We start from the raw sequence: 12,727 nt of genomic DNA, 5'->3' as shown, positions 1-12,727 counted from the left end.
GGCTGTGGCCGCGCATCATCGACATCAGCAGCCCGTGGGTCTCGTCGTCGGCGGCGGCCACGAACCCACGACCTGCCTCCCCGCTCGGGGCACCGTCGAGCCCTGTGACAACGCAGCGGCGTCAGCCTCTACCTGCCCGGCAACGCCGGACAGTCGATGTTCGCCCTCACCCACGACTCCACCGCCCTCTCTCCCACGCCTGCTGGTCTTCCTCGGCTGGACGGCGCTGACACTCGCGGGAGCGGCGTACCGGCTCAAGCGCACCGACGTGTGAAGCCACACCACAGGACACGCAAGTGACCGCCGCTTCCTCGGAAGCGGCGGTCACTGCTGTCCGCAGGCAGCCACACCTGACGAAGCCCTACCAGCCCGCGCCCGGGAAGCCGGGGGAGTCCACCGGCGTCACCGGGACTCCTCCGGCCGCCCGCGCCAGCAGCGTCAGCTCGACGCCGTCCGGCCCCGACGGGGTGGTCCCGTCGGCGAGGACCGCGAGCGCGAGCGTGTTCGGGCCCCGGGTGTCGAGCACACCGTTCGGCAGGACGAAGGTGTGCTGGGGGCCCACATCGTTGACGTACTGGCCCATGTTCCAGCCGTTGAGGAAGATCTGCACCCGGTAGGCGCGGGCCGGGTCGTCCGTCAGGGTGAGCCCGATGGACGCGTCCGTGCCGGGATCGACGGCCAACCGGAACCGCGTCCGGTACCAGACCACGCCCTGCCCCCGCTCGGCACGCGGCAGGCGGACCGCCTCCCAGTCGCCGTCCGGGAAGCCGGGCAGATGCCAGCCGTGCCGCTCCCCGTACAGGCCGCCGTTGTTCAGCGGGCCGCGCACCGGATCGGGCCCGGCCTCGCCCTGGATCCGCCAGCGCACCGCGGGCGACGCCCCCTCGAAGGCGACAAAGACCAGGCCCCGGCCCGCCTTGTGGCTGTCGTTCGCCCCGCCGTCCTCGTCGTGTTGCATACGCCGGACCAGCACGGACAGCACATGCGGTGCCGCACCCGGCGCGATGGGGAACGTCGCCGTGGCCGACCACGTCCCCTTGCGTACCGTCTTCGTGTCCGGGACCGGCATCCGGTGCGTGCCCAGCGGCTTCCCGTCCAGCCATGCCATCAGCAGCCCCTGGGTGCCGGTGACGTACGACAGCGAGACGGCCTCGGCGCCCGCCGCGTCCTCGAAGCGGCCCCGGTACCAGACGTCCCCGTAGTGGAAGCCGTAGTCGTCGGCGAAGAGGACGGGTTGACCCACGGGCACGGGGGTCGTGGCGTACGACGAGGTCCGGTCGGCCGTGCGCCACGCCGAGTCGTCGAAGCCGACCGCCGCCTCGGGGTTCTCCGCCTTCCGGCGCCACCCGGTCAGCGCGGGCAGCCGGACGGGTGCCGCGCCGGGCAGCCGTCGGGTGGCGCGCAGACTGCCGGAGGGGGTGACACGGGTGGGCACCCGAGCCCCGTTCCAGACGACCTCGGTCACCCCGGGTGGCGCCCACACCTCCAGATCCGCGGCGTCGACGGTGTCGCCGGTGAGCCGCGCGGTGGTGCCGTGACGCTCGGCGGTGCGCAGCAGGGCGGGCCCGTACACCAGGAACGGCCCCACCGGTGTGTGGTGGGGCCACAGCCGTACGGAGGTCTCATCGTCCGCGAGGAGCAGCAGCAGCGGACGCGCCACGCCTCCGCCCTCCACCAGCACCCGGACGAGCCCGCCGAGCCGGACGTCCAGGCGCAGGGCGCCGTCGGCGTACGCGTGCGCCGCGTCCCCCTCCAGCACGGTGACCCCCGGCTCGCGCGCGCACTCCAGGACGGTCGTCGTCGCCTCGCCCGAACGGCCCGTGAACACGGCGATGTCCTGCCGCCCCACCGCCAGCCGCAGCATGGGCTGCGCGGAGGAGTACCGCAGGATCCGCCGCCCGAGCGAGATCCCGGCGGCCAGCAGTCGTGCGTCCAGGCCGGGCACGGGTACCCGGACGGTGTCCCCGGCGATGGGGACGACGGCCTCGGCTTCGCCGGCCAAGTCGTTGCGCAGCACGTAGACGTGCGCTTCGGTGTCCGGATTGACAAGGTGATACGCCTTCAGCGCGGAGCCGCCGCCGACGTCGACGTCCTCCGCCCGGTCCAGCTCGGCCAGGTCCGGCACGGTCTGCAGCAGGTGCCCGAGCTGGTGCATCGGGACCAGCTTGGCGGTCGGCTGCCTGGCCTCGTCGAGGGCGGCGCCGTAGTCGTACGACGTGTAGACGACCGGCGCGGGCAGCCATCCCCACGACGTGCCGCCGAACGCCATGTACACGTTGTGGATCCGGATGCCGTTGGCGAGGTTGGTCAGGTGGAAACGCCGCTCGTACGCAGCGTCCCGGGTACGGCGCGACTCCGCGTACCCCTTCCCGCCGAACTCCACCCCGCCCCACGGGTCGAACCAGCCGCCCCCGAACTCGGCCAGGAACCCCGGGGTGCCGGGACTCGCGGTGGACCCGCCCGTCGTCCCGCCCGGCCCGAAGTACCCCCAGTCGGGCGGCGGACGAAGCGGCGAGGGATAGCCGTCGAAGCCGTACAGCCAGCGCCCCTTCTCCCCGCCGGTGTCGAAGGTGCCGGGCGCCCAGTAGCCGTTGCGGCCCTTGTCGTTGTGGAAGAGCGGCACATCGATGCCGTCGGCGCGGACCTTGGTGTACAGGTGGGCCATGTACGCGCGCCCGGTGGCCTCGGTGACGTGGTTCGCGTACTCGTTCTCGAGCTGGTAGAGGACGATCGTGCCGCCGCCTTCGGTGTACTGGTGCCGTACGGCGATCCGATTGACGGCCGTCAGCCATTCGTCGACGTACGCCAGGTACGTCGGATCGGAGGTGCGGGCCGTGCCCGGCGTCGCGGTCAGCCACCCGGGGAAGCCGCCCGCGTCGACCTCGGCGTTGATGTAGGGGCCCGGGCGCAGGGTCACGTACAGACCGGTTTCGGCGGCGGTACGCAGGAACAGACCGAGGTCACGCACGCCCGTGAAGTCGTGGTGGCCGGGCGCGGCGGAGTGGAAGTTCCATGCCACATAGACGCTGACGGTGTTGTACCCGTGGCCGCGCAACTTCTGCAGCACATCCCGCCACAGCGACGGGCTCGGCAGCCGGAACGGGTGCATCTCGCCCGACCACAGCACGACCCGCCGGCCGTCGACGAGCATCGAGTACCGGTCGAAGCCGACGGTGTGCGTCCGCCCGTCCGCCCGCGGCGTGTCCGGGGGCGGCCCGGTGGGGGCGCTCAGGGCGGCGCTCATGGCGGCGCGCACCTCACCGCTGCCGCCGAGCGCCAGACCGAGCGCGGCGGTGCCGGTGATCATATAGAATGTACGTCTGCTCATCGCCACGTCAGGATTGTCACCGGTGGCAGGCACGACAATGGCCGCATGAGGATCTCGGCACGGGCGGATTACGCGGTACGGGCGGCGCTGGAGCTGGCCGTGCGCGAGGGCACCGCCCCGGTGAAGGCGGAGACGGTCGCGGCCGCGCAGGGCATCCCGCACAAGTTCCTGGAGGGCATCCTGGGCGACCTGCGCCGCGCGGGCCTGGTCACCAGCCGACGGGGCGGAACCGGCGGCTACGCCCTGGCCCGGGAGCCGTCCGCGATCACCGTGGCGGACGTCATCCGCGCCGTGGACGGGCCGATCGTGTCGGTGCGGGGGGAGCGACCGACCGGCCTCACCTACACGGGCTCGGCGCAGCCGCTCCTGCCCCTGTGGATCGCCCTGCGGGCGAACGTACGCAAGATCCTGGAGGGCGTCACCCTGGCCGACATCGCGACCGACACCCTCCCGGAACCGGTCCGCCGCCTGGCCGCGGAACCGGCGTCCTGGGAGAACCCCTGAGGGCGGCCGGTTCCGGCGCCACGGGGAATCCCCGAGCCCAGGAAGGCGGTGCGAGCGTGCTCGTCGCCGACCAAGTGCTCGATCAACTCGGGCGGCACAGCAACGGCTTGGCCAGTTCCGCGCAGGGGCGGTCGCCGTGGGAGCGGATGATGTCCTTGCCGACCTCGTCGTCCAGGTAGCGCAGGAAGCCGGCGGCGAGGGAGTCGGCGGGCGGCTCGCCGTAGGTGTAGGCGTACTCCGTCTGCCAGTACGGGTACTCGCCGCCGTCGACGCCCTCCAGGGTGGCCGGGAAGCCGTCGATGCGGACCGGCTGGATGCCGCTGTGGGCCGTGGCCGCGCCGACCTCGCTGTGGCCGAGGGCGCCCGGGGTCGAGGCCACGGTGTCGAGGAGCGTCCGGGTGTCGCCGACCTCGCAGCGGCCCGGCTTGGAGGTGTCCATGGCGGCGCAGTCGCTCGCTGTCACCGCAAGGAGGGGTCTGCCGGCGAGTACGTGGCGTTCGAGCGTGGTCCGGGTTCCGGATCCGGGATTGCGGCTGACGAGGTGGACGGGCAGGTTGTTGCCGTTGACCTGGTTCCAGTTGGTGATCCGGCCCGCGTAGATGTCCCGGACCTGCTTCAGGGACAGGTCCTTCACGCCCGTGTCCGGGTTGACGACCAGCGTGAAGAGGGAGAGGGCCACGGGGCGGGGCAGCAGCTGCGGGCGGCCGTCCTCGCTCTTCGAGCCGTCGCTGAACGCCAGCCGGTCGCCGAGGCCCTTGCTTCCCGCCGGCTTCGCGTTCTTCCCCGCCGCGTCGAGCGCGTCGAGGCCGGGGACACTGCCCTTGAAGGTGTCGTCCGATATGGGGATGTGCGCGTCGGGGCATGTCTTCTCGTACTGCTTCGCGGCCTCCCGCAGCACCGGTGCGAACGCGGTGGACCCGGACAGCGTGAGCGTGCCCTTGGCGCAGTCCAGCGGCGCGGGCCTGGGGTCGGTGCGCAAGAGCATGAAGAGGGACTGACCGATGAGCACCAACACCAGAAGGACGAGCAGCACCCGGACCGGCTGGGAGGCGAACGGGTAGTACTCGGTCCTGCGCATCCTGCCGCGGCGCACTCCGCCCACGATGCCGCCGACCACCTCCGGGTCGGGGAACGTCTGCTGTGTGAAGCCCTGCTCGCGTTCCAGGACCGCCAGTACCTTGTAGTGGTCGCGGCGGTTGAGCTTCACCTTGGGCAGTTCGATGAGACCGTCGGTGACCCCGAGGCCCGGCACCGACTGCGCGGTGCCCCGGCCGTCGCCGGCGGGGACGAAAAAGCCGCGCAGTTCGCTGCGGCTGAGTTCGGTCACGACCATGCCGACGACGCGGCGGCCCTCGAACTTCACCTGGATGCCGGCCCGGGCGCCGTCGGGCGCGAGGTAGTCGCTCTCCACGATGGGGGCCCGGCCGCTGTTCTCGATGCGCAGCAGGACGAACGACGGGTCGTGCAGGGAAGTGCCGTTGTGCTGCATCTGCCGCAGCACTCCCGCGTACGGAGCGGCGGCGGCGTCCTGCGCGGTCGTGTCCATCTGCACGCGGTAGCCGAGGAGTTTCCGGCTGCCGACGACGAACTCCCACAGCGCCGCGGCGCCGGAGACGGCCAGACCGATGACGGCCAACGCGGTGTCCCAGGGGAAGCCGTTCACGGCCAACTCCCAGACGGAGCAAGGTGGATGGGGAGGTCATAGTGACCAGCGCGGACGGGTTCCGGCGAGAGGGAAAGGTCGTCTTCTGTGGTGAATTCACCGGCATGTCACCCCTGGGCACCCGGCGTTTCCCGGCCGTTCGGCGCACCACCCGAACTTCGGCAGCGGCCGGTCCGTCGCCCACTGAACGCGGACGGGGCGGTGGCCGCGCGGCGCTGCGCGGCCACCGCCCCGAGGTGCGGATCAGGTGGCTCAGTAAGGACCGTTGACGTTGTCGATCGAGCCGTAACGGTGGTACGCGTAGTTGCACGCGGCCGTGATGTTGGCGACCGGGTCGTAGATGTTCCACGAGGTGCCCGGCACGTGGTACGCGCGGAAGGTCGGGTCGATCACCTGGAGAAGGCCCTTCGACGGGATGCCCTTCGCGGCGTTCGAGTCCCACAGGTTGATGGCGTTCGGGTTTCCGGAGGACTCACGCATCACATTGCGGTAGATGCCGTTGTACGAACCCGGGATGCCGTTCTTCGCCATGACGGCCAGCGAGTGCCTGATCCAGCCGTCCAGATTGTTGGGGTAGCTCTGGACAGTGGCGGAAGAGGCGGTCTTGGCGGCGGTCCTCGCGGCCGGGGAAGGCGCGGTTTTCGGCGCCGCGGAGGACGCGGTGGGAAGCTTCAGGACCTGACCCGGCCGGACGGTGTAGGGGCTGGAGAGGTGGTTGGCCGCTGCGATGGCCGGCCAGCCGCCCGGCACGTGGAGGGCCCGGGCGATCGAGGCCAGGTGGTCTCCGGCCCGGACGACGTACGTGGTGGACGCGGCGGATGCGACGGCCGGGGTGGCGGGAGCGGCGTGGGCGGCCTGGGCGGTCCCCAGCGTGACCGTGCACGCGAGGGCGAACGAGCCGAGAGCGACTGCGCGACCGGTGGCGAATCGGCGCGCCCGGGACGGGCGGTTGGCGGCGTGTTTGGGCATAGAGCGGTCCTTGGTCAGCGGAATGCATTGCCCGCAGTTGCCGTCTCCCCTCGACAATCCGCACCGCATTCGGTTTGCGGTGCGCTGCGGCGGGGACATTCTTAGCCGCCGGGAATAACTAAACAATTACCGTTTTTACTAAGTGGGGTAGTTGTGTGTCCGTGGCTTTGGATTGCCAATGTGCGGAATCCGGGGCGGTTAAGGACCGGGTAAAGCACTAACGCGCATCGTAAGTGAAGTGCGTCACGCAGGGTTGAGCGGCATTCTCGATGAAGCGGCTCGACAGGAGAAACGGTGAATTAGTTATTCATTCGCTCTTATGTGAGCGAATCGGACATCATGGAATGACTCGGTTGCTTTTGTGTCACTCCATGCGCTACCGCGGCGTGGCCTCACCCCGCCTGCCCCATCCCCGCCGCGTTGGGCCACGCGGGCGGGCTCGGCCAGCCGGTGGCCGGGGCCGGCGCCAGGCCGGGGGTGCCGGGGGCGGGGGCGGTCATGCCGCGCACCTGGGCCGCGGTCAGGCCGCCGCGCGCAGGGACGCCCGGCGGGGTGGGTCCGGTCGCCGCGGCAGGGGCGAAGACCGGGGCGGGGACCGGGGTGGGCGCCGGGAACGGAGCCGGGGCCGGCGCGGGTGCAGGCGCGGGCAGCGGGGCCGGGGCCGGAGCGACTGCCGGCGTGAGCAGTGCCGCGGGGGCCGTCGGCCGGGGAGCGGCCTGGGCCGCCGCCGGCATCGGCGTGCCGCCGACGGCCGGCTGTGCGGCGGGGAGCGGTGCGGCGGCCGGGAGCCCCGCAGCGGACCCCGCGGCCTGGGCGGCGAGCCCCCGCATCCCGGCCCCGTTGGTCTCGCTGACCAGGCGGTCCACCGCCGCCGTACCCGAGCTGTAGCCGGTCCCCTGGCTCGGCTCGGGCACGGCGGCTCCCCTCCTGGACCCGTAGAGCACCTGCTCCAGGGCGGACACCAGGCGACGCACGTCCACCTCGGGGCGCACCACGAGTCGCAGGAAGCGGCTGGAGGAGCCGATCTTGTTGCCGCACTCGCGGACCAGGATCCGGTGCTCGGTGAGCAGCCGGTCGCGGACCACGGTGCCCTCGGCACCCACGGGCAGGCGCACGAAGAGGAAGTTGCCCTGGGACGGGTAGACCGTCAGGCCGGGCAGCGCCGCGAGGTGGCTGGCCATCTCCAGGCGGTCGCGGCGCACCTGCTGCAGGCTCTGCCGGTACTCCGCGCCGTGCTCCTTGAGCATGAACACCACGTGCTCGGCGAAGGAGTTGAGGTTCCACTTCGGCAGCATCGAGCGGATCCGGCCCGCGAGCGCCGGGTTGGCGACCAGGTAGCCGAAACGGACGCCGTGCAGGCCGAAGTTATTGCCCAGGCTGCGCAGCACGACCACGTTGGGCCGCAGCATCGCCTCCTGCACGACGCTCGGGTCGGCCTCGGCGTCCGCGAACTCCAGGAAGGACTCGTCGACGACGACCAGGTCGAGGTCGGCCATCTGGTCCAGGAACTGCACCAGGGCGTGCTTGTACTGGTAGCCGCCGTCGGGGTTGTTCGGGTTGCACACCACGGCGACCCGGGTGCCGCGCTTGCGGATGAACTCGCCGTACTGGGCGAGGTCCAGGGAGAAGCCGCTGGACTCCTGGAGCGGGAACATGTCGACCCGCTTGCCGGTCTCCATGGGCTGGTCGGTCCAGCGGCCGAAGGTGGGGACGGGGACGGCGAGGGACTCGCGGACCAGCAGGTGGTCGATCCAGGTGATCAGCTCGGTGGAGCCGTTGCCCATGGCGACGCACTGCGGCGGCAGCTGGAGCAGACCGCACAGCTCGGCCGTGATCGTCTCGGCGCCGCTCGGGTAGTAGGTGAGGATCTCACGCAGCCTGCCCGCCATCTCCTCGAACATGGCGGGCGTGGGGAAGTACGGGTTGCACGGAACGCAGAAGTCCACCGGGCCGACCCCGTCGCTCTCACGTGTCAGCGCGGCCATCGAGGGGCTGTGCGCCGCGGAGCTGCGGAACAGCGAGGTGACGTTGTCTGCCAAGGCAACCTCCGTACGGTGGGTGGCCCGTGCGGGGGAGCACGGGCCACCCACTCATACGGATACGGACGTGGCGTTGTTCAACTGGTGTGCGTCGAGTGTGAGTTCGCTCGCGTTTACGCGCTGAACGAGTGGATCGTCGTCGTCCGGTACGTCTGCCCGGGCCGCAGCACGGTCGACGGGAAGTTCGGGTGGTTGGGCGAGTCCGGGAAGTGCTGCGTCTCCAGGCACAGCGCGTCGCCCTGGCGGTAGGTGTGGCCGCCGGTGCCGACCAGGGTGCCGTCGAGGAAGTTGCCCGAGTAGAACTGCAGTCCCGGCTGGTCGGTGAAGATCTTCAGGGTGCGGCCGGAGTGGGGGTCGCGCAGGGTCGCCACGTGCTCGGGCTTGGCGGTGATGCCCTTGTCGAGGACCCAGTTGTGGTCGTAGCCCTTGGCCTGGACCTGCTGCGGGTGGCCGGCGCGGATGTCCCGGCCGATCGCCTTGCCGTGGCGGAAGTCGAACGGGGTGCCGGCGACCTTCGCCAGCTCGCCGGTGGGGATCAGGCCCGAGTCGGTGGGCGTGTAGCGGGAGGCGGCGATCTCGAGCTCGTGGTGCTCGATGGTGCCGCTGCCCTCGCCCGCCAGGTTCCAGTAGGTGTGGTTGGTGAGGTTGACGACGGTCGGCTTGTCGGTGGTGGCCTCGTAGTCGATGCGCCAGTCGCCGTGCCGGTCGAGGGTGAACGTCACCTTCGCCTTGAGGGTGCCCGGGTAGCCCATCTCGCCGTCGACGCTGGTGTAGTGCAGGATCAGGCCGACGTCGGAGCCCCTGGTGAACGGCTCGACGTCCCAGACGTGCTTGTCGAAGCCCTGCTTGCCGCCGTGCAGGCTGTTCACGCCGTCGTTGACGGAGAGCTGGTAGCTCTTGCCGTCCAGGGTGAACTGGCCCTTGGCTATGCGGTTGCCGTAGCGGCCGATGAGGGCGCCGAAGTACGGGCTCTTGGCGACGTAGTCGTCGATGTTGTCGAAGCCGAGGGAGACGTTCTTGTAGCGGCCGTGGCGGTCCGGGATCTCCAGGGACTGGACGATGCCGCCGTAGGAGAGGACCTTCAGCCGGGTGCCGCCGTTCTCCAGGGACCAGCGGTAGACCTTGGTGCCGTCGGCGAGCTTGCCGAAGAGTTCCTTCACGGGCTTCCTGCTTCCCGAAGCGGCGGCCTCGGCGGGCCCGCCCAGTGTGGTTGCGGCGATGCCCGCGGCGGCGGCGCCCGCAATGACCGTACGTCTGTTCAGTTCCATGTGCGGCTCCCTTTTCTTGGTGCCAGATTCGCCTCCGGTGCGCCGCCCTGCCAGTTGTGCGGCTACCGCCGGGTGGCGGCCCTTCGGCTCACTTGCCTACGAGGAAGGTGAAGGCCCCCACCTCCCGGTGGGGGCCTTACCGACTTACGAACCGGACTTGCGCTTGTTCCACACGTCGAACCCAACCGCCACCAGCAGGGCCAGGCCCTTGATCACCTGTTGCCAGTCGGTGCCGACGCTGAGGAGGTTCATGCCGTTGTTCAGCACGCCGAGCACGAGACCACCGATGATCGCGCCGAGGACGGTACCGACACCGCCGCTCATGGACGCGCCGCCGATGAACGAGGAGGCGATCGCCTCGAGCTCGAAGTTCACGCCCGCCTTCGGCGAGGCCGCGTTCAGACGGGCGGCGACCACCAGACCCGCCAGGGCCGCGAGCACGCCCATGTTCAGGAACACCTGGAAGGTGACCCGCTTGTCCTTGACGCCGGACAGCTTCGCGGCCGGCAGGTTGCCGCCGATCGCGTAGATGTGGCGGCCGAAGACGGCGTTGCGCATGACGTAGCCGTAGCCGACCACCAGGACGCCCAGGACGATGAGGATGATCGGCGCGCCCTGGTAGCTGGCGAGCAGCATCGTGAGGGCCAGGATCGCGGCGACGATGGCGACGAGCTTCAGCGCGAACAGCCGCGCGGGCAGCACGTCGAGGGAGAACTCCTGCTGCCGGCGCCGGTCCCGGACCTCCTGCCACACCACGGCCGCGATCATGACGAGGCCGAGCAGCAGCGTGAGGTTGTGGTAGTTGGTGTTCGGGCCGACCTCCGGCAGGAAACCGTTGCCGAGCTTCTGCAGTCCGTCCGGGAAGGGGCCGAGGGTCTGCCCCTTGAGCAGGATCTCCGTCAGGCCGCGGAAGAGCAGCATCCCGGCGAGGGTGACGATGAACGACGGTATGCCGAGATACGCGATCAGGTAGCCCTGTACCGAGCCGGCCACCGCGCCCACCAGCAGGCACAGCACCAGCGCGATGGGCCAGGCCACACTGTGTTCCACGGTCAGCACGGCCGCGAACGCGCCCACGAACGCCGTCAGCGAACCGACCGAGAGGTCGATGTGCCCGGCGATGATGACCAGCATCATGCCGATCGCGAGGATCAGGATGTAGCTGTTCTGCAGGACCAGGTTCGAGACGTTGCGCGGCAGCAGCAGGTCGCCGCCGGTCCAGACCTCGAAGAGGATGACGATCAGGCCGAGTGCGATCAGCATGCCGTACTGCCGCATGTTGCGGCGCAGTCCGCTCAGCACCAGCTGGAGCAGGCCGTCACCGGTGGCCGATCCGCTCTTGCCCGGCGGCGCGGGGGCCGGGGTCTTGGCGGTCACATCCGTGCTCATCGGGTTACCTCTTTGTCCTTCGTCATCTGGCGCATCAGCACTTCCTGCGTGGCCTCGGCCCGCGGCACCTCTCCGGTCAGTCGCCCGGCGGCCATGGTGTAGATGCGGTCGCACATGCCGAGCAGCTCGGGCAGTTCGGAGGAGATGAAGACGACCGCCTTGCCCTGCGCGGCCAGTTGGTCGATGACCGTGTAGATCTCGTACTTGGCGCCCACGTCGATGCCGCGGGTGGGCTCGTCCAGGATCAGCACGTCCGGGCCCGCGAAGATCCACTTGCTGAGGACGACCTTCTGCTGGTTGCCGCCCGACAGCTTGCCCACCGGCTCGAACACGGTCGGCGCCTTGATGTTCATGGACTTGCGGAAGCCCTCGGCGACCTGCCGCTCCTCCTGCTCGTCGACCACGCCCCGCTTGGCGACCTTGTTCAGCGCGGTCAGCGAGATGTTCCGGTTGATCGTGTCGATGAGGTTCAGGCCGTAGTGCTTGCGGTCCTCGGTGACGTACGCGATGCCGTGCGCGACCGCCTCCGCGACCGTCTTCGTACGGATCTCCTTGCCGTCCTTGAGGACCGTGCCGCCCGCGTACCGGCCGTAGGTACGCCCGAAGACGTTCATGGCCAGCTCGGTGCGGCCCGCGCCCATCAGGCCCGCGATACCGACGATCTCCCCGCGCCGCACCTGGATCGACACATCGTCGACCACCTTGCGCTGCTGGTCGATCGGGTGGAACACGGTCCAGTTGCGGATCTCCAGGGCCGGCGCCGCGCCCTCCTCCGGCTGGTGCGGAGTGCGGTCGGGGAAGCGGTTGTCGAGGTCGCGGCCGACCATGCCGGCGATGATCCGCTCCTCGGTGGTCTCCGGCGCCTTGACGTCCAGCGTCTCGATGGTGCGACCGTCGCGCAGGATCGTCACCGAGTCGGCGACCTTGCGGATCTCGTTCAGCTTGTGGGAGATGATGATGGAGGTGATGCCCTGGTTCTTCAGCTCCAGGATCAGATCGAGGAGCTTGCCGCTGTCCTCGTCGTTCAGGGCCGCCGTCGGCTCGTCCAGGATGAGCAGCTTCACGTCCTTGGACAGCGCCTTGGCGATCTCCACCAGCTGCTGCTTGCCCACGCCGATGTCGGCGATCCGGGTCTCCGGGTGCTCGTCGAGACCGACGCGGCGCAGCAGTTCGGTGGCGTGCCTGAGCGTGTCGTTCCAGTTGATCAACCCGCGCGTGGCGTGTTCGTTGCCGAGGAAGATGTTCTCGGCGATGGAGAGAAACGGCACCAGCGCCAGCTCCTGGTGGATGATCACGATGCCGTGCTGCTCGCTCGCCCGGATGTCCTTGAAGTGGCAGACCTCCCCCTCGAAGAGGATCTCCCCTTCGTAGGTGCCGTGCGGGTGGACGCCGGAGAGGACCTTCATCAGGGTCGACTTGCCGGCGCCGTTCTCCCCGCAGATGGCGTGGACCTCGCCCTGACGGACGGTCAGATTGACGTCCGACAGCGCCTTGACGCCGGGAAAGGTCTTGACGATCGAGCGCATTTCCAGGACGGGTCCCGCCATGGTCGTGCCTTCCAGTCGTG

Annotated in this window: 8 protein-coding genes and 2 pseudogenes; 2 read left to right on the top strand and 8 right to left on the bottom strand. The window is 70.0% G+C overall.

The window, feature by feature from the left end; translation table 11 throughout:
- Position 1 precedes the first annotated feature (1 nt).
- Positions 2-115 (bottom strand): annotated as a pseudogene (locus ACFYZJ_RS29710) (phosphatase); the annotation flags it as partial.
- Positions 116-120: 5 nt separating this feature from the next.
- Here ACFYZJ_RS29710 and ACFYZJ_RS29705 point away from each other — a divergent pair.
- Positions 121-274: pseudogene (locus ACFYZJ_RS29705) on the top strand (ABC transporter permease); the annotation flags it as partial.
- Between the two features lie 87 nt (positions 275-361).
- On the opposite strand, the gene ACFYZJ_RS29700 reads toward ACFYZJ_RS29705, so the two are convergent.
- The gene (locus tag ACFYZJ_RS29700) at positions 362-3,334 is read right to left on the bottom strand and encodes a beta-galactosidase (RefSeq protein ID WP_388573028.1); all 2,973 of its coding nucleotides are present in this window, start codon (positions 3,332-3,334) and stop codon (positions 362-364) included.
- Between the two features lie 39 nt (positions 3,335-3,373).
- On the opposite strand from ACFYZJ_RS29700, the gene ACFYZJ_RS29695 reads away from it, so the two are divergent.
- Positions 3,374-3,832, top strand: a complete 459-nt coding sequence (locus ACFYZJ_RS29695; RefSeq protein WP_388573026.1) for an RrF2 family transcriptional regulator — start codon at positions 3,374-3,376, stop codon at positions 3,830-3,832.
- A gap of 82 nt (positions 3,833-3,914) precedes the next feature.
- Here ACFYZJ_RS29695 and ACFYZJ_RS29690 read toward each other — a convergent pair whose 3' ends face one another.
- The 6 genes from ACFYZJ_RS29690 to mmsA all read right to left on the bottom strand — a co-directional run bounded on the left by ACFYZJ_RS29690 (position 3,915) and on the right by mmsA (position 12,707).
- The gene (locus tag ACFYZJ_RS29690; protein ID WP_388573024.1) at positions 3,915-5,495 is read right to left on the bottom strand and encodes a substrate-binding domain-containing protein; all 1,581 of its coding nucleotides are present in this window, start codon (positions 5,493-5,495) and stop codon (positions 3,915-3,917) included.
- Positions 5,496-5,747: 252 nt separating this feature from the next.
- Positions 5,748-6,464, bottom strand: a complete 717-nt coding sequence (locus ACFYZJ_RS29685; protein WP_388573022.1) for a LysM peptidoglycan-binding domain-containing protein — start codon at positions 6,462-6,464, stop codon at positions 5,748-5,750.
- A 392-nt stretch (positions 6,465-6,856) separates the two neighbouring features.
- Positions 6,857-8,503, bottom strand: coding sequence for a pyridoxal phosphate-dependent aminotransferase (locus ACFYZJ_RS29680; RefSeq protein ID WP_388573021.1), 1,647 nt, complete (start codon positions 8,501-8,503; stop codon positions 6,857-6,859).
- Between the two features lie 113 nt (positions 8,504-8,616).
- Positions 8,617-9,771, bottom strand: a complete 1,155-nt coding sequence (locus ACFYZJ_RS29675) for an aldose epimerase family protein (RefSeq protein WP_388573019.1) — start codon at positions 9,769-9,771, stop codon at positions 8,617-8,619.
- A 144-nt stretch (positions 9,772-9,915) separates the two neighbouring features.
- On the bottom strand, positions 9,916-11,160 hold the full coding sequence (gene mmsB / locus ACFYZJ_RS29670; protein ID WP_388573017.1) for a multiple monosaccharide ABC transporter permease: 1,245 nt from the start codon (positions 11,158-11,160) through the stop codon (positions 9,916-9,918).
- Positions 11,157-12,707 (bottom strand): multiple monosaccharide ABC transporter ATP-binding protein, encoded by a 1,551-nt coding sequence (mmsA, locus tag ACFYZJ_RS29665; protein ID WP_388573015.1) that lies wholly within the window; start codon positions 12,705-12,707, stop codon positions 11,157-11,159. The genes mmsB and mmsA overlap by 4 nt, the downstream gene beginning before the upstream one ends.
- Positions 12,708-12,727 lie beyond the last annotated feature (20 nt).

The organism is Streptomyces sp. NPDC001848, from assembly GCF_042891915.1.
In the GTDB taxonomy this organism is placed as follows: Bacteria; Actinomycetota; Actinomycetes; order Streptomycetales; family Streptomycetaceae; genus Streptomyces.
This window is presented reverse-complemented; position numbering and strand designations above follow the sequence as displayed.

What these genes read in the sequence shown, in the direction of transcription:
- ACFYZJ_RS29695 (WP_388573026.1), top strand. Translation starts at nt 3,374, where the DNA reads ATGAGGATCTCGGCACGGGCGGATTACGCGGTACGGGCGGCGCTGGAG.
- ACFYZJ_RS29685 (WP_388573022.1), bottom strand. Translation starts at nt 6,464, where the DNA reads ATGCCCAAACACGCCGCCAACCGCCCGTCCCGGGCGCGCCGATTCGCC.
- ACFYZJ_RS29675 (WP_388573019.1), bottom strand. Translation starts at nt 9,771, where the DNA reads ATGGAACTGAACAGACGTACGGTCATTGCGGGCGCCGCCGCCGCGGGC.
- mmsB (WP_388573017.1), bottom strand. Translation starts at nt 11,160, where the DNA reads ATGAGCACGGATGTGACCGCCAAGACCCCGGCCCCCGCGCCGCCGGGC.
- mmsA (WP_388573015.1), bottom strand. Translation starts at nt 12,707, where the DNA reads ATGGCGGGACCCGTCCTGGAAATGCGCTCGATCGTCAAGACCTTTCCC.